The following is a 16,490-nucleotide window of genomic DNA, read 5'->3' on the forward strand; positions in this document are numbered from 1 at the left end:
CGTCGTCCCACCTCCGCACAGTTGAGTAGGGCTGTAAAAGCTGATGAAATCAGCCTAGTAGAGCTCACTCAACCACTGCGTCTTGCTCGATAATCCAAAGACGAAAAGAGGCTAGGACTTTTGTCCCAGCCTCTTTTCGTCTATTTTTCAAATTCCCGTTTTTAGTTGCGGTTAGTCACCCAAACCGATGCGTTCGAAGATCTCATCCACCCGTTTGGTGTAGTAAGTTGGGTTGAAGATTTCATCGATTTCTTCTTGAGTGAGGCGTGATGTCACCTCTGGATCTGCTTCAAGAAGTGGTTTGAAGTCGACTTGGTTATCCCATGATTGAGCTGTCTTAGGTTGAACAAGGTCGTAAGCTTGCTCACGGGTCATCCCTTTCTCAATCAAGGTCAACATCGCACGTTGGCTAAAGATAAGACCAAATGTAGAGTTCATGTTGCGAATCATGTTTTCAGGGAAGACCGTCAAGTTCTTAACGATGTTTCCAAAACGGTTAAGCATGTAGTCAATCAAGATAGTTGTGTCTGGTGCGATAATCCGCTCTGCTGATGAGTGAGAGATATCACGTTCGTGCCAAAGGGCTACGTTTTCATAAGCTGTTACCATGTGCCCACGGATAACACGCGCAAGACCTGTCATGTTTTCAGAACCGATAGGGTTACGTTTGTGAGGCATTGCTGAAGACCCTTTTTGACCTTTGGCAAAGAACTCTTCCACTTCACGTTGTTCAGATTTTTGAAGACCACGGATTTCCGTTGCCATACGCTCGATAGAAGTTGCGATGCTGGCAAGAACCGCAAAGTACTCAGCGTGGAGGTCACGAGGAAGCACCTGTGTAGAGATTTCTTGAGCACGGATACCAAGCTTGTCGCAGACGTATTTTTCAACAAATGGTGGGATGTTGGCAAAGTTCCCAACCGCACCAGAAATCTTACCAGCTTCCACACCAGCAGCTGCGTGCTCGAAACGCTCAATGTTGCGTTTCATTTCGCTGTACCAAGTCGCCAATTTAAGACCAAAGGTTGTAGGCTCAGCGTGCACACCGTGGGTACGACCCATCATAATCGTGAACTTGTGTTCTTTTGCTTTATCAGCGATGATGTTGGTGAAGTTTTCAAGGTCTCGACGGATGATGTCGTTGGCTTGTTTGTAGAGGTAACCATAGGCTGTATCGACCACGTCAGTAGAAGTCAAACCATAGTGAACCCACTTGCGCTCTTCGCCAAGAGTTTCAGAAACCGCACGTGTGAAAGCCACCACATCGTGGCGAGTTTGTTGCTCGATTTCAAGAATACGGTCGATGTCAAAATCCGCTTTTTCACGAATCAAAGCCACATCTTCCTTAGGGATTTCTCCCAACTCAGCCCATGCTTCGTCAGCCAAGATTTCCACCTCAAGCCAAGCACGGTATTTATTTTCTTCAGTCCAAATGTTCGCCATTTCTGGGCGAGAGTAACGTTCGATCATTGTTTTCTTTTCCTTTCTTTTGATGTTTCACTTAAGTGGAGCGGACGTCAGCAGCTTCCTCCAGAATCTCATGACTAAATCTTGAGCCTGAAGTCTCAAGATTTCCGTCGCTACCGCTTTCCCCACGGCATGAAACATCCGTTTAACGACTAAAAGTCGTTTTGCAATAACTGTTTATCTTCAATAGCTTTGGTTTGTCTATATTCAAACGCTTCAGCATTCTCATTTAATTCTACAGTCAACTCTTCGTGTTTATCCAAAAGTTCTTTTATTTTTTCAAATGGAACTTTGAAATATTCTTTTCGTCCATTTACCTTATTTACTTTATAGTTAGCAAGTTGATTATGTAGCTCTGTTTCTAAAGCAAAGGCTTCTTCACTAAAAATCAAAGCATGGACATCAAATTGAAAAGGTACAGAAGCACTACTTAATTCTCTGATGCGTTCCAATGGCTCTAAACGACGAGTAACTCCAACTTTATAAACATCTTCACCGAAAGAACCTATGTTAGATATCACATACACATATCCTGCTGTTGCATGACCTTCTCGGTAATCAATGTCTTCTTCAATTTCATCTAATTCAGATAGTTTATCCTGATATTCAGTCAATTGGCGTCTGAGTTCACCTACTTCATCATTTTTTGCTTCTTTCAGTAACTCTGTTACCTTGGCAACCATATTTTTAAAGTGATCTCTATCTTTTTCTAATTGCTTTCGTTTCGCTTTAATCTCGGCTTGAAGTTTTTTATCTTCTCGTTCCTTTTCTCTTTGTTCACGAAGCAACTCTTTTTCTTCTTGCTTTTGAAGCTCGTACTCAACAGCTACTTGAAATTCAAGCAATTTCAGTTGTAAATATTCTGGAGTGATCTCCACACCATTACTAGCATAAATTTTATTCAGCTGATCAAACGATCGTATAAGCGCGGTCTTCTTGTTTTCAACATTAGCAGGCGTTGTTTTTACTAGTAAGGCATCTGCTTCTCCATTAAAACCTCGAATTGCCACCTTTTTTAATTTATTTTGAATTGCACGACCCTTTTTTTCACTATTGTTAAAAGTGTATGTCCAAATAATCTTTGCGGCCTTATCATTTTTAACAAGTTCTTTTTCCTGAAGTCTAATATTTTCTAAAGCTTCTTTGTATTGAAGTGAATCAGTGAATTTATATTGCCGATTAAAAAAGCCAAATTCTTGTAAGCTTAAGTCATCATTTGCTAGAGAAATTTCATAGTTTAAACGATCAAGTTCACTCCGTTTATTCACTAATTCTTCGTTCAAAGAATAAATTTCCTTAGCAGTTTGTATTTGAAACTTTAATTCATCTAAACTCTTTTTCTTTAATTCGATTTCTTGGTTTAATCTTTGAATTTTATTTTCCAGAACTTCATCTTTAGGCTTCCCAAAACTAAATATCCCCATATACTAAGTTCTCCTACTCAAATTCTTCTTTCCCAATCCACACTGATGGATAGTGATCTAGTGTATTCAAATCCGTATCCATCGGCAAATCATAAATAGCTAAATAGTTTTCAGGAAATTGTGCAACTAATTCTTCATACTTAGCTTTCACCTTTTCGTGATCGCTACTAGCATACAAGACTTCGACGACTGCCCCCGTCTTCTCTTTTTCAACAAATGCGTTGACAATAAGTTGAATCATAAGAATTAATCAAGTCCGTAGCCCGTATTCAGTTTTGGTGAATACGTGAGCTCTTGTTCCTTTCTGTTTTTAAATTTAATTTCTTTAGTATTTAGAAATGAATATGCTAATTTATTCCAAGCTTTCCGACCGAGTTTAATTCAGTAAAACTGGTGCCCATTCCTTTCTATTATTACAGATACAAAGTATTCCGTATTCAATTTGATTAACACAACTATCTTTGCTCTTTATCTAAATTTCTCTTTGCTCTGACAGGCGGTTTTTTTATGATACTTTCAGATGGTTACTAACGATGTTCATTCGTTTATTCATTGAAGTAATAACTTGAAAGTTTGCTAAGACTACCCCTATCAATACTCGAAAACAATTTTAAACTAGCTCATCTTTATGGAATTCAATATCCAGCTCAATTTACGAAATCGTTAAATCAGACACATGCTTCGCTTCTAATCATTCCAGTTATTAGATTAAGCTGAAAAGAATAGCCTATCATTGTATTCTCCTTCAAATTAAATTTATACCATTTTGCTTAATTAAACCAAGCATCGAATTAATTGATTCTTTTAAATCACCATCATTAAAAGTATTATTAGTATTCTCAGGATGATGAATTATATTCCGTATAAAAGTCGGAGTTGTATATCTTATTGGTGTTAAAGTATCTGTACTTAAATTTTCTCTCTGATAATTTCTATTTTGTGGTAGTCCTTTCCTCCTTAACCAACTATCAAATTGTGATACTTTATCGTCAATCTTATCTTGTTTAATGGCGTATCTATTTAATTTCCCATACAATTTATTATGTTCAATAACAAAATATTTATTATCAAAGTATTGTATATCTTCCTTTGAAGCCCAACCCGACTCTATAATATCATGACAGAACCATTTCAATTCTTTATCCAAATTAAATTGGTTTTCACATAACAAACGTAAGAAAATATATCTATCTAATTTTTCAAAAAAAAATCCTTCTATATCATCAAAATAATCCTCAGAATTTTCTAGATTAGCTATCAACTTATTTTTTTCTGTAATATAAATAGGATCGGCTTCTATCTTTTTTGCAAGCCAATGATACACATCATCTTCACCAAAGCACTTAGATTCTTCTTGAATAGTTAGATCTGTCATATCATCAAGATTAATTGAACTAATGTAATTCATTATTAGTTGAGTTATTTCGGGAAAAACATGTACTCTACGCCAAATATTAATTTGATCTTCAAGTCGTTTTTTAGTTTCATCTAATGAATAACCTAAATTATTTAACCTGAATTTTACGTTCTCTAAATTATCGAAAATAGCTAACCCCCCATTATAGAAATTATAGTTAGTAAACTTCTCCTCAAATCTATCATCCTCTGAAAATAGCCAGGAATGGGCTTTATAATAATTATTTTTCCCCCAGTCCAACGTTAAATTATTAGCACATAATTCTATAATCGTTCCCACTAAAATTCCACTCCTTCCCCAAACTCATCCGCATCTTCTGTATACACCATAATGTGTCCCATTTTGCGATTGTGCTTCGCTTCTATTTCCCGTATATATAATTATCATTGCTTTGTTTTTCGATGGAATAACATTCACCGGTTTTGACGAATGAACTAAACTTGTAGTCAAAATTCATTTTTTGCAAATACGAACACCTTTGTTACTTTAGTTTATTTTATCAAAGATTAGATGTTTAGGCTCAAATTAATGTAACCTGCTGTCCTTTCTCATTTTTAAATTCTATTCTTTTGATGTTTCACATCAGTTAGCAACCGACAGTCACTTTATTCAAACCCTTCTTTTCCAATCCACACAGATGGATAATGATCCAGTGTATTCAAATCCGTATCTAGCGGAAGATTATAGATAGCTAAATAGTTTTCAGGATATTGATCAACCAGCTCTTCATACTTAGCTTTCACTTTTTCGTGATGGTTACTAGCAAATAAGACTTCGACGACTGCTCCAGCCTTATCTTTTTCAATAAATGCACTGACGATCAGTTGAATCATAGTAATTAATAAGGTTTGTAGCTTCGTGTTCAGTTTAGAAGATACGGAGCCCTTGTTCCTTTCTTTTTATATTATTTACAGGAGGAGGGACGTTTTAAACCCAAGTCCAAATACTTGAACCCCCTCTCCCCTTCCTTTATTTTAAAAGTATTAGTTTAAGTATTAAGGAAGTCCATAGTCCGTAATCACCAATCTGCTATAATATATACTTTGAGGAGAGTTGGTATTTTTTTACAGACGAACTTTCCTTTTTCACTTCAATGAACTCTAATCTTTTTAGCAATTCATATTGTTCTTTCTTTAGTATAGATTTTTTCAGAAAGTAAGAAGCAGGGTAAAAAACTTCAATAATATGTTTTATAAATTTATTGAAACACATGGGACCATTCGTTAATACTCTAGTCCCCGGACTTTGTAAATGTACATGATTTGCTGGGTGATTCTCATTATCGTTGGTAGAATCATAATCAAATCTAACAGTAGTTCGCATTAATAACGTATCCGTGTAAAGTAGACCTACTTCAATACTATCAATAATTTCATCAATTTCCATATCTTCATTCGAGAAGCATTCTATAGGACAGGGGAGGTAGGCAAAATTTTGCGAAATCAAGACCCCTTCACTATCAAAAGACATTGCACACCTCACTAAACTATTATCAAACAGTACAATTTGAAAACTGCGTCGAGAAGCAACTATACTATAGGCTTGCAAACTTAAAAAATTTTTTTCATTTACACCTGGGGCATCGTTTTTCCAACAGATCTCATATTTATATTGTTGTTTGGAATTATCAAAAGAAGATGTCTTCTCCGGTGGAATGTATAGCTTTACTAAACCTGAAAGCTCAAGTATTTTTATAGTATTTACCATTTGCTCAAAATGTTCCTCCACCTCATTTGGAAACATTTTTTGTTTTTTTGGTATTTTATTACTCAACTAAATCACTCAATTCATGTAATAATTTATCATCTAATACGCCTTTAGATTTCAATTTTTTCAATTTTTTAATCAAATCAAATGCTTCTTTATCTTCTGCTGTTAATTCTCTATGAACTCTTCTCATTTTAGATATTTCTTCATCTGTCGGTACAGTGAAATTTAATTTAAAATCACGATTAATACATTCTTGTGCTTCATTAAAAAGCCCCGTCATCTCTTCACCTACACCACAAACTGTGACCCAAGCTTTTGATCTTGTAATAGCTGTAAATAGAGCATTCCTCTTTTTAATTAATTCACTACCTGAGTAACACTGATTTGAATTAACAATATAAACCATTGCACATTCATTTCCTTTAGCACGGTATATACTAGAACAAGTTATATTTTCTTTCATAAAAAAGACATCCCTTTGAGTAGTTATACCAGCTAGATTGCTACCTATATTTCTTCTTTCTAAATAGTCAATCAATTTAAAGTATTCTTTCTTGGAGGAATAAGCATCAGGAAAAATAACCATAATATCCTCTGGATTCAATTCATCATCCGTAATATTTCTTTCTATTTGCTCAGCAATCCACTCATACTGCTTAGCACTAGATTCAAAGGCGGGAATAACTTTTATAGAATCATTTGCATCTAATAATTCATTAAAATATTCTGGAGAAGAATCATCGCTTCTTCTTAAACTAACCTTTTGTTTTTCCTCTAAACTCCCGTCAACAATAGAATAACCAATATCAGTCCATAGCTGACTATTATTAAAAAACTGTACCATCTGTTCTCTATATATTCCAAAACCCAATGAATGTGCGAGAGTCAATGCCCACCTTGTGTTTCTGTAACAAACTGGCAACATAATATCTTTTAAGGGTTTATTAGATTCGTTTTCTAAACTAATAATGGGAGTTCCGTCTTCTCGAGTTCCAAACATTTCCCCTAGATTAGGCATAGACTCTGTACTTAGATTTTGCAGTTCATCGTATGCATAAACAATCTTATGAGAATCTTTAGTTAGTCTGTAGCAAAGCTTAAAAAAATTAGCAGGCATATCTTGAGCTTCATCAATTAAAATCGCATCATACTTTTCAACATCATCATTAATTAAATTATATACTGTATCAATAATGCCTGAAAACTCATTTCCCCTACCGTACCTCTGAAGTGCTAAGTTGTATGTCTCAGGAATAATCCCCAGATTTTTACATATTGTAGAATAAATCCCCTCTGTAGTACTGTTCCCCCATGCATGCAAAATATGTAGCCTATCTTCATTGATTCCTTCGTCTGTATATTCTCTATAGAATGCATTTATCATTCTTTTGAACTGTTGTGCTAAACTTTGTGTATAAAATGTAACAGCAATATTCCAATCGGGATATTGAAAATGTAAGTAGGCCGCTTTTATTGCTAACACAACCGTTTTACCAGAACCGGCTAATCCTCTTATTCTCTGTATACCTTCAGGATTTTCAAATGCAGCTTTTTTTTGCCACTGATCCAGATTGGCTATCGCCTTTTCAATTTTAGCAATCTTAGCTCCTTTTGAATCTATTCTGCTTATGTTTCTTATGGGAACAGACTTAAATGTACTAACTTTTTGAAGCGCTGAAACTAAATTACGATATACTTCATCACTTAATTCCTCTTTATTACTTTCTAGTTTAGAAATAATATTAGCAGGATTAGATTCATCTTCATTTGTTACATCTCTGGTTTCTACTGTGTAGGTCCAAACTTTAGGAGAAAAAGCCAAATTTCGCTTATTTCTTAATTGAGGATACTTTCTAAATGTATATTCAATCTGATAAAACAACTCATCTCGATCATTTTCAGAATCGACTAAATTGAAAGAGAATACAATTAATCCATATGTTTGCGATACTAGCATTGCATCCAAACTAGTTTGTAACTCATCCATGGCTCGTAGCGGATACCCTAAGTATAAAGTACCGTCAATATCGCCTTTCTCTAACTCTTTTATCAATGATTCTGTTGCACGACTATTATTGATGACACCTCTAACTATATCCACCTTGATCCCTCTTCCTAAGTTTTTACACTAAATTATTGATTAGTTTAATTTCTAATTAAAACTCTGCAACCTTATCTGGTTCATCACTAAACAAAGTCACATGTCCCATTTTGCGGTTGTGCTTTGCTTCTAGTTTACCATATAAGTGGAGGTGAGCGCTTGGATTTTCTGTCACATATTTTTCAGCTGCCTCGACGTGCTGGCCGAGGACGTTGAGCATAACTGCTGGAGCATGGAGGTGGATTGCTGGAAGTGGCGCTCCGAGAACGCCCAAGATATGTGTGTCAAATTGTGAAAAATCACAGGCTTCGATTGAGTAGTGCCCAGAGTTGTGGGGACGTGGGGCAATTTCGTTGACAATAATATCATCAGCTGTAGCAAACATTTCCACGCAGAGTGTTCCAGATAGGTTCAGTTGTTCTGCAATTCGCACTGCCATGGCTTTGGCTTTTTCAGCTAGACTTTCTGAAATGCGGGCTGGCACGATGGTCTTAGATAGGATATTGTTGCGGTGGATATTTTCCTGAACAGGAAAAATCGTCACGTCCTTGCCATTTCCTGACACGATAACAGAAATTTCAAGGTCAAAATTGACGAATTCTTCTAAAACGCAATCTGCTGAATCCGCTAGTGCATAAGCTTCTTCTAAATCTGCTTCTGAGCGAATGACCTTTTGTCCATGGCCATCATAGCCACCAGTCGCAGTCTTGAGAACATAGTTTTTCGATAGGTCAATATCTGCCAAGTCTTGGCTTGAAGTCACGACCTTGTATGGGGCCACAGTGACTTGAGCCTTGTTGGAAAGAAAGTCCTTCTCAAAAATCCGGTTTTGGGAAATGCGAAGTAGGTCTGTTCCTTGTGGGAGCTGATCGTCTTTGATAACGGCATCCAAACCGTCAGCATCGACATTCTCAAACTCATAGGTCAGGACATCGCAACGCTCCGCCAACTGACGGAGGGCGTCCACATCATTATAAGGCGCCACGATGATTTCCGCCACACGAGAGGCCGGGCAATCCACTGCCGGATCCAGCGCGATGACCTTGTGTCCCATGTAGATAGCAGAAATAGCCATCATCTGACCCAGCTGGCCACCACCGATAATTCCGATTGTTTTAGATGAGCTCATTCGTCGACTCCTCTGCGATTTTTCCTTGTTCTTCTGCGAAATCTGCCAATGCTGTCGCAATAGCCTGATCCTCTACTGAAAGGAGACGGAGGGCAAAGAGGGCCGCATTGGTCGCACCTGCTTCACCAATAGCCATTGTCGCAACAGGCACGCCACCCGGCATCTGAACAATCGAGTAAAGCGAATCAACGCCACTAAGCGCACGTGATTTGACTGGTACACCGATGACAGGAAGGGTTGTTTTCGCTGCGACCATACCTGGCAAATGGGCTGCGCCACCCGCACCTGCTATGATAACCTTGATGCCACGGCTACGTGCTTCTTCGGCATGTTTGAACATGAGGTCCGGTGTGCGGTGAGCAGAGACAACTTTCTTTTCGTAGACTACACCGAAGCGGTCTAGGACTTCTGCTGTTTTTTGCATGGTTGCCCAGTCGGATTTTGAGCCCATGATGATGGAAATAATTGGTTTAGTCATAATTTTTCCTTTTTCTTCTTTTTTGATAATGGTCTTAGGTGGTGGGGTCGGAAGCAAACCTTCGGTTTCATTCCTAAAATTTGAGCCTAAGGTCTCAAATTTTCCGCTCCTAGTAGCTCTGCTACTAGGAGTTCCACTACTGCGACGATTATCCTATACTAGCTCGCTTTCGCTCGCCATGACAACTATAGTATCTGTTAATCTTTTATCGCCTTGCTACCGATATCCGTACGGTAGAAGAGGCCTTCTGTGTTTTGTTTGTTGAGTTGGTTGTAGATGATGTTTTGGCCATCTTTGACGGTGTCTGCTGTTGTAACCAGCATGTAGACACGTCCGCCGTTTGAGAGGAGGTCTTGACCATTTTCAGCAAATTTAGCACCGGCATAGTATGTGATGATGTCACCGTCTGTCTTGGCTGGAAGCTTGACACCCTTCTCATAAGCGAGTGGGTAGCCGTTGGATGCTACAACCACGCCCAATGTCACACCCTTGTCCGTCCAAGTGATGGCTGGCTCTTTACCATCCAAAATATCAGTGATGTTTTGAGCAAAGTCGGATGTCAAACGAGGCAAGATGATTTGGGTTTCAGGATCACCAAAACGAGCGTTGAACTCGATCACCTTAGGTCCATCAGCTGTCAAGATAAGCCCCGCGTAAAGGACACCAAGATAGGGGCGCCCTTCTTTGATCATCCCTTCAAGAACTGGCTTGACAATAGTGTCAACCGCTGTGTCAACCACACTCTGTGGCAAGTGAGGAACTGGTGCATAGGCCCCCATCCCACCAGTGTTAGGACCCTTGTCGCCATCATAGGCACGTTTGTGGTCCTGAGCCGTTGGCATGATGTAGAACTTGTCCCCATTGACAAAGGCAAAGAGAGAGAACTCTTCCCCGTCAAGGAATTCCTCGATGACCACACGCGCACCGGAGTCTCCAAATTTATTGTCCAAAAGCATCTCATGAGCAGCTTCGACGGCTTGCTCCACTGTCTCCGCAACGACGACACCTTTCCCAAGAGCCAGCCCGTCTGCCTTGACGACGATTGGAGCACCTTTTTCTTCGATGTAGGCCTTGGCTTCTTCGAAATCTGAAAATGTGCCATAGGCTGCTGTCGGAACGTCGTATTTGACCATGATTTCCTTAGCAAAATCCTTAGACCACTCAAGTTCAGCCGCAGCCTTTGTCGGACCAAAGGCTTTGAGACCAGCCGCATTGAAATCATCCACGATACCAGCCGCAAGGGCATCATCTGGACCGATAAAGGTCCAAGCAATCTCATTGACTTTTACGAAGTCAATCAGCTTAGAATGTTCGGAAATTCCGATATTGATCAAATCCAGACCGTCTAATCGCATCCCGTCATTACCAGGAGCCACAAAAACCTGCTCAACGTCTTTAGACTCCAACAATTTCTTGGCAATCGCATGCTCACGACCGCCAGATCCAACAACCAAAAGTTTCATCTCGAACCTCTTTTGCGAATTATTTTATTAAATTATATCATAATCGTTCGTTTTATTCTAATGTTTCAAGGAATATCCGATGATTTTCATTAGAAAACAAACTTTTTTCATTATTTTTTAAATTTCTGCTCCTTTTTACGAATATTATAATTGAGACCTCTAATATTTTTTAAAAAGGAGTTTTATGCAGAGAATAAAGAAACTACTCTTAGCAGCTTGTCTTTTCTGGGCAGGGGCTTCACAAGTTGCAAGAGCAGAGCAAAACGTCAATTATATCTACAAGGAAAAAGGACAATTAGTTGTCCACCTCGGGACCGTTCCAGACCGCTTCCAAAGCGTTAGCGTCCCCATTTGGTCCGAGCAAAATGGCCAGGACGACCTCATTTGGTATCCTGTTCAACGAGGTGAAAATGGATTTGATTTGCAAGTGCCTCTGACCAATCATTTGGATCAAGCAGGACTTTATCACATCCATGTCTACGGGATCCATTCTAACGGAAATATTGAAGGACTGTTTCCTCTACAGACAATCGTTGAAAAAAAAAGACCTGGCTTCTTCCCAACCCAAGATTACAGTCCGACCTAGCACTACACAGCTATTTGAGATCCAACTCCAGCTTTTTGAAGATGTGGAGGAGGTCTTCTTTCCCATCTGGTCTGAACAAGATGGCCAAGACGACTTGATCTGGTATCCCGCAAAAAAGACGGCACCTGGTCGCTACCAATTATCCTTCAATGCCGAGAAACATACAGGGAAAGGAACCTTTCATCTCCACGTCTACCAAAAAGACAAGGGGCACTTAAAAGGTTTACTTGCCACTGAATTTCAGGTCGAGCGGGCTAAACCTGCTCCAATGGTCACCCAATCGGATAATTACTATCCCGTCGGCGAATGTACCTGGGCGGCAAAAGAACTAGCTCCTTGGTCACAAAACTGGTGGGGAAACGGTGGCATGTGGGCAGCTAGTGCACGCGCTGCGGGCTTCCGGACAGGAAATACCCCAGAGGTCGGCGCTATCGCCTGTTGGGATAATGGAGGCTATGGCCACGTTGCAGTCGTGACGGAGGTCGAACATGATCAAAAGATCCAAGTGAAGGAAGCTAATTACAATGGAAATCGGACCATCAACAATTTCCGTGGCTGGTTTGACCCCACGAATGTTGTCTGGGGAACGGTCAGCTATATCTATCCAAATTAAAGAATTCCTAACCAACAAAAAAGGCGCTCATCCATCGATGAGTGCCTTTTTAGGTTAATGTCTGAAGTGACGAACACCTGTAAAGATCATGGCCAAGCCATATTTGTCAGCCGCTTCGATTGACTCTTGGTCACGGACGGAACCACCTGGTTGGATGATCGCTTTGATACCTGCCTTAGCAATTTCTTCCACGTTATCCGCAAATGGGAAGAAGGCATCTGAAGCAAGCACAGCGCCGTCAAGACGGTCTTTAGCTTGGTCAATAGCGATGCGGACAGATGCTACACGATTGGTTTGACCTGGGCCAACACCAAGTGTCATGTGGTCGTTGGTCACGATGATCCCATTTGATTTGACATACTTGATAGCTTTCCAAGCAAACTCAAGAGCTGTCGCTTCTGTCTCCGTTGGTTGGCGTTTGGTAACCACTTGCCAGTCAGCTGGACTTTCTTCCACCACGTCTTGGTTTTGAACGAGGAGACCACCAACAACACCAGTGTATTCTGCTTCCACTTCACTAGCATCTTGAGCGTTAAATGGCAATTCAAGGATACGCAAGTTTTTCTTCTTAGTTGTCAAGATTTCAAGCGCTTCGTCTGTGTAGCTTGGTGCAATGATGATTTCAAGGAAGACTCCATGCATTTTTTGAGCCGTCGTAGCGTCTACCTCACGGTTGAGAACGACGATTCCACCAAAGATGGATACTGGGTCAGACTCATAAGCGTAGTCCCAAGCAGTTTCAATATCATCAGCTTGACCAATCCCACATGGGTTCATATGTTTCAAAGCCACAACGGTTGGACGGTCTTTGAAATCACGGATGATCCGAATCGCAGCATCCGCGTCACGGATATTGTTGAAGGATAATTCTTTCCCATTCAGCTGCTTCGCTGATGCAATCGAATAATCCGTTGGCAAAGCTTTTTGGTAGAAGTCAGCGTCTTGTTGAGGGTTTTCCCCGTAACGCATTGGTTGCTTAAGGTCATAAGTCAAGGTGAGTTTTTCAGGTTTACTTTCACCTACTTGGGCTGTGAAGTATTCTGCGATTAAAGCATCATAGGCCGCTGTGTGACGGAAAACTTTCGCTGCCAAGCGCTGGCGAGTTTCGTATGTGGTTTCGCCGTTGGCTGTCAATTCGTCAAGCACCACAGCATAGTCAGCAGGGTCTACCACAACTGTTACGCTAGCATGGTTTTTCGCTGCTGAACGAAGCATGGATGGTCCACCGATATCGATGTTCTCCACCGCGTCAGCGTAAGTCACATCTGGTTTAAGGATGGTTTCCTTAAATGGGTAAAGGTTGACCACAACAAGGTCGATGAGCTCAATCTGATTATCCTTAGCAGCCTCTAGGTGACTATCAAGGTCACGACGAGCGAGGAGACCTCCGTGGATATTTGGGTGGAGGGTCTTCACACGACCGTCCATCATTTCTGGGAAACCAGTCACATCGTCGATGGCGATAGTGTCTACCCCAGCATTGTCAAGGGTAACTTTAGTACCACCTGTTGAGATAATGTCCCAACCAAGTTTCTTGAGTTCTTGGGCAAATTCAACAATGCCCGCTTTATCTGAAACACTAATTAGTGCGCGTTTAGTCATTCTATTCCTCTTTCTTTAGATCCAACCGCATAGCGACTTCGTTATTGTCTTCTATAAATCCTGTTTCCTGAAAACCCAAACTAGTCAGCAGGTACTTCATTTTTTCATTTCCAACCACATAATCTGCGATAATATGATTGCAAGCTCTATCCATCTGAGCCTCTTTGATCAGAACTTCCAAGGCTTTTCGTCCATAACCTTTTCCTTGGTACTGCTGGCCGATCATTATCCGCCAGATAAAATATTCTGCCTCATCCTTATCTATTTCCAACAGTAGAAAACCAACCACTTGCTCATCCCAATAGATTGCCATGGGAAACACATCCCCATTCTCTCGGTAGAGCCATGCGTCAGCTAAAGAACGCACATTGGGAGCTACAAAACGCGCTCGTTCATCAGCATCAGATATTTTCAAATCCAGCACTGCCTGAAAACTGCTCTCATCTACTAATTTCAGATTAATCATTTTTCTCCTTTTGAATAAATAGGATTTTGAGGTGATTAAAGACTAATCTAACTCATATAAAAGGTAGTTATCAAAATTTATGATTCCTTTGAGGTAATCTCGGTCTGCTTTAGACAACTCAAATTCTGGAAAAGTCGCAATTAAACTGGACAAATAAAAATAATTCGGGTGCCGACGATAAGAAAAACCTGCTTGACCGAATTTCCCTTGACAAAAATCATAGGCAAGTTTTAATTCTTGACTTGTGACACCGTCTAAAATTTTATCTAACTCTGAAAGCTGACTTTTATCAGTATTTTCTATCATAGCTTTCACTGTATTTACTAAAACAAAAAGAAAATCATTAGTATTATCCAGTAGGATTGGTCTGTTAGATAACTTATTCTTTAACTCCATATAGTATTGGTCCATAATCATTTCTTCCTCTCCACTCCCAAACCATCCAACACTTCTGGATAGAGCTTGTACTCTGTTTCGTGGATGCGCGTCTCGAAAGTATCAAGGGTATCACCTTCAAGCCGTGGCACACGGACTTGTTTGATGATCTTACCAGTGTCCACACCAGAATCCACCCAGTGAATAGTCACGCCAGACTGGTCAACGCCTGCATTCCAAGCATCCTCAATACCATGAGCACCTGGAAATTCAGGAAGATAAGCCGGGTGAATATTAATGATACGGCCTTCATAAGCTGCTAGCAAGGTTGGACCGACGATTTTCATATAGCCTGCCAGACAAACCAAGTCAATCTGATGTTCATCCAAAAGTTCGACAATGGCTCCTTCATAGTCTGCCTTGTTCTCAAACTCTTTGAGTTCAAAAGCGTAGGATAATACCCCTAGCTTTTCGGCACGCTCTAAGACATAGGCATCCCGGTGATCTGAAAAGACAAATTCTACTGGAAATTGTTCCGCAATCACCTGAAAGTTTGAACCGTTGCCAGAGGCAAAAACAGCAATCCTTTTAGTCATTATTTAATCACCACACTTGCGCCATCTTTCTTCACAATACGACCGATTTCATAAACAGGTTCGTCAAGAAGTTCTTTGACACGTTCCACATTTTCTGGTTTAACCGCAAGCATGAGACCAATACCCATGTTGAAGATTTCAAACATTTCTTCATGTTTGATTTGGCCATATTTTTCAAGGGCTTTGAAAATTGGAAGAACTGGAACTTTGCTTTCGTCAATTTCAGCAGCCAAGTCATCCGCGAACATCCGTGGCACATTTTCGATGAAACCACCACCTGTGATATGGGCGATTCCGTTGACCAATTCTTCTTTGATGAGCGGTAGAACAGCCTTAACGTAGATACGAGTTGGTTCAAGAAGAACGTCTTTAAGTTTCTTTCCTTCTAACTCAGGCAATACTTCTTCACCTGTGTAATCCGCAAAAACACGACGAACAAGTGAGTAACCATTTGAGTGGATACCGCTTGAAGCAAGTCCAAGAATCACATCGCCTTCAGCTACCTTTGAACCGTCAATGATTTGAGATTTTTCAGCAACACCAACAGCAAACCCAGCCAAGTCATAGTCGTCTTCGCCATACATACCAGGCATTTCAGCAGTTTCCCCACCGATGAGGGCTGCACCTGCTTGTACACAACCTTCAGCCACACCAGCAACGACTTGTTCTAGTTTAGCTGGTTCATTTTTACCAGTTGCGACATAGTCCAAGAAGTAGAGGGGCTCTGCACCTGCAGCGATGATATCGTTGACACACATGGCCACACAGTCTTGACCAATGGTATCGTGTTTGTCATACTTGATAGCTAACATGAGCTTAGTTCCGACACCATCCGTCCCTGAAATCAAAACTGGCTCTTTGACACCTGCTTTTGAAAGGTCAAACATACCACCGAAACCACCAAGAGCTCCCATAACACCCGCACGCTCTGTACGAGCAACGTGTTTTTTGATCCGTTCAACAACTTCATAACCCGCCTCAACGTCCACACCCGATTGAGCGTATGCATTCTTATTTGTCATTTTTTAATCCTTTTCTTTTTTTGAGAAAGAGTGCGACGTAT

The 16,490-nt window shown here is 40.3% G+C and carries 18 protein-coding genes; 2 read left to right on the forward strand and 16 right to left on the reverse strand.

The features are described from left to right. Positions 1-171: 171 nt before the first annotated feature. The 11 genes from purB to purD form a co-directional block, all read right to left on the reverse strand. On the reverse strand, positions 172-1,470 hold the full coding sequence (gene purB / locus RCH62_RS04775; RefSeq protein WP_306474751.1) for an adenylosuccinate lyase: 1,299 nt from the start codon (positions 1,468-1,470) through the stop codon (positions 172-174). Between the two features lie 149 nt (positions 1,471-1,619). Next, the gene (locus RCH62_RS04780) at positions 1,620-2,891 is read right to left on the reverse strand and encodes a DUF4041 domain-containing protein (RefSeq protein ID WP_306474752.1); all 1,272 of its coding nucleotides are present in this window, start codon (positions 2,889-2,891) and stop codon (positions 1,620-1,622) included. Positions 2,892-2,904: 13 nt separating this feature from the next. After that, the gene (locus RCH62_RS04785) at positions 2,905-3,132 is read right to left on the reverse strand and encodes a phosphoribosylaminoimidazole carboxylase (RefSeq protein WP_125375103.1); all 228 of its coding nucleotides are present in this window, start codon (positions 3,130-3,132) and stop codon (positions 2,905-2,907) included. Positions 3,133-3,636: 504 nt separating this feature from the next. Further along, the gene (locus tag RCH62_RS04790) at positions 3,637-4,587 is read right to left on the reverse strand and encodes a HEPN/Toprim-associated domain-containing protein (RefSeq protein ID WP_306474753.1); all 951 of its coding nucleotides are present in this window, start codon (positions 4,585-4,587) and stop codon (positions 3,637-3,639) included. Next, entirely contained in the window at positions 4,587-4,649 is a 63-nt protein-coding gene (locus RCH62_RS08455; RefSeq protein ID WP_373689708.1) for a hypothetical protein, read from the reverse strand. Before RCH62_RS08455 ends, RCH62_RS04790 begins: the two co-directional genes overlap by 1 nt. 264 nt (positions 4,650-4,913) lie before the next feature. Then, positions 4,914-5,141, reverse strand: coding sequence for a phosphoribosylaminoimidazole carboxylase (locus RCH62_RS04795; protein ID WP_306474754.1), 228 nt, complete (start codon positions 5,139-5,141; stop codon positions 4,914-4,916). A gap of 196 nt (positions 5,142-5,337) precedes the next feature. Next, positions 5,338-6,081 carry a DUF2290 domain-containing protein gene (locus RCH62_RS04800; protein WP_306474755.1) on the reverse strand — a complete coding sequence of 248 codons (744 nt, stop codon included), beginning with the start codon at positions 6,079-6,081 and terminating at the stop codon, positions 5,338-5,340. Then, positions 6,074-8,119, reverse strand: a complete 2,046-nt coding sequence (locus RCH62_RS04805) for a DEAD/DEAH box helicase (RefSeq protein ID WP_306474756.1) — start codon at positions 8,117-8,119, stop codon at positions 6,074-6,076. The genes RCH62_RS04800 and RCH62_RS04805 overlap by 8 nt, the downstream gene beginning before the upstream one ends. Before the next feature lie 55 nt (positions 8,120-8,174). Continuing rightward, the gene (gene purK, locus RCH62_RS04810) at positions 8,175-9,248 is read right to left on the reverse strand and encodes a 5-(carboxyamino)imidazole ribonucleotide synthase (RefSeq protein ID WP_306474757.1); all 1,074 of its coding nucleotides are present in this window, start codon (positions 9,246-9,248) and stop codon (positions 8,175-8,177) included. Next, complete coding sequence (gene purE, locus RCH62_RS04815) at positions 9,235-9,726, reverse strand: 5-(carboxyamino)imidazole ribonucleotide mutase (protein WP_006152795.1); 492 nt, start codon at positions 9,724-9,726, stop codon at positions 9,235-9,237. The genes purK and purE overlap by 14 nt, the downstream gene beginning before the upstream one ends. Before the next feature lie 197 nt (positions 9,727-9,923). Then, positions 9,924-11,189: a phosphoribosylamine--glycine ligase gene (purD, locus tag RCH62_RS04820; RefSeq protein ID WP_306474758.1), complete on the reverse strand. Its 1,266-nt coding sequence runs from the start codon at positions 11,187-11,189 to the stop codon at positions 9,924-9,926. A gap of 184 nt (positions 11,190-11,373) precedes the next feature. Here purD and RCH62_RS04825 point away from each other — a divergent pair, with 184 nt between their 5' ends. Then, positions 11,374-11,775: a GBS Bsp-like repeat-containing protein gene (locus RCH62_RS04825; RefSeq protein ID WP_306474759.1), complete on the forward strand. Its 402-nt coding sequence runs from the start codon at positions 11,374-11,376 to the stop codon at positions 11,773-11,775. Further along, positions 11,723-12,388: a CHAP domain-containing protein gene (locus RCH62_RS04830; RefSeq protein WP_306474760.1), complete on the forward strand. Its 666-nt coding sequence runs from the start codon at positions 11,723-11,725 to the stop codon at positions 12,386-12,388. Before RCH62_RS04825 ends, RCH62_RS04830 begins: the two co-directional genes overlap by 53 nt. A gap of 54 nt (positions 12,389-12,442) precedes the next feature. Here RCH62_RS04830 and purH read toward each other — a convergent pair whose 3' ends face one another. From purH to purM, 5 genes are read right to left on the reverse strand one after another with little or no spacing between them, the layout of a single operon-like run. Next, a complete protein-coding gene (purH, locus tag RCH62_RS04835) occupies positions 12,443-13,990 on the reverse strand; it encodes a bifunctional phosphoribosylaminoimidazolecarboxamide formyltransferase/IMP cyclohydrolase (protein ID WP_306474761.1) in 1,548 nt (515 codons plus the stop codon). Position 13,991: 1 nt separating this feature from the next. After that, entirely contained in the window at positions 13,992-14,456 is a 465-nt protein-coding gene (locus RCH62_RS04840) for a GNAT family N-acetyltransferase (protein ID WP_306474762.1), read from the reverse strand. A gap of 42 nt (positions 14,457-14,498) precedes the next feature. Then, complete coding sequence (locus RCH62_RS04845; RefSeq protein ID WP_002224354.1) at positions 14,499-14,867, reverse strand: hypothetical protein; 369 nt, start codon at positions 14,865-14,867, stop codon at positions 14,499-14,501. Positions 14,868-14,869: 2 nt separating this feature from the next. Continuing rightward, entirely contained in the window at positions 14,870-15,427 is a 558-nt protein-coding gene (gene purN, locus RCH62_RS04850; RefSeq protein ID WP_306474763.1) for a phosphoribosylglycinamide formyltransferase, read from the reverse strand. Then, the gene (gene purM / locus RCH62_RS04855) at positions 15,427-16,449 is read right to left on the reverse strand and encodes a phosphoribosylformylglycinamidine cyclo-ligase (protein ID WP_306474764.1); all 1,023 of its coding nucleotides are present in this window, start codon (positions 16,447-16,449) and stop codon (positions 15,427-15,429) included. Before purM ends, purN begins: the two co-directional genes overlap by 1 nt. Positions 16,450-16,490: the final 41 nt, after the last annotated feature.

Source organism: Streptococcus sp. (assembly GCF_030825805.1).
GTDB lineage: Bacteria > Bacillota > Bacilli > Lactobacillales > Streptococcaceae > Streptococcus.

Bases quoted from the DNA above. Each gene is read 5' to 3' on its own strand.
- purB (WP_306474751.1), bottom strand. From the start codon at position 1,470: ATGATCGAACGTTACTCTCGCCCAGAAATGGCGAACATTTGGACTGAA.
- RCH62_RS04780 (WP_306474752.1), bottom strand. From the start codon at position 2,891: ATGGGGATATTTAGTTTTGGGAAGCCTAAAGATGAAGTTCTGGAAAAT.
- RCH62_RS04785 (WP_125375103.1), bottom strand. From the start codon at position 3,132: ATGATTCAACTTATTGTCAACGCATTTGTTGAAAAAGAGAAGACGGGG.
- RCH62_RS04795 (WP_306474754.1), bottom strand. From the start codon at position 5,141: ATGATTCAACTGATCGTCAGTGCATTTATTGAAAAAGATAAGGCTGGA.
- purK (WP_306474757.1), bottom strand. From the start codon at position 9,248: ATGAGCTCATCTAAAACAATCGGAATTATCGGTGGTGGCCAGCTGGGT.
- purE (WP_006152795.1), bottom strand. From the start codon at position 9,726: ATGACTAAACCAATTATTTCCATCATCATGGGCTCAAAATCCGACTGG.
- purD (WP_306474758.1), bottom strand. From the start codon at position 11,189: ATGAAACTTTTGGTTGTTGGATCTGGCGGTCGTGAGCATGCGATTGCC.
- RCH62_RS04825 (WP_306474759.1), top strand. From the start codon at position 11,374: ATGCAGAGAATAAAGAAACTACTCTTAGCAGCTTGTCTTTTCTGGGCA.
- purH (WP_306474761.1), bottom strand. From the start codon at position 13,990: ATGACTAAACGCGCACTAATTAGTGTTTCAGATAAAGCGGGCATTGTT.
- RCH62_RS04840 (WP_306474762.1), bottom strand. From the start codon at position 14,456: ATGATTAATCTGAAATTAGTAGATGAGAGCAGTTTTCAGGCAGTGCTG.
- RCH62_RS04845 (WP_002224354.1), bottom strand. From the start codon at position 14,867: ATGGACCAATACTATATGGAGTTAAAGAATAAGTTATCTAACAGACCA.
- purN (WP_306474763.1), bottom strand. From the start codon at position 15,427: ATGACTAAAAGGATTGCTGTTTTTGCCTCTGGCAACGGTTCAAACTTT.
- purM (WP_306474764.1), bottom strand. From the start codon at position 16,449: ATGACAAATAAGAATGCATACGCTCAATCGGGTGTGGACGTTGAGGCG.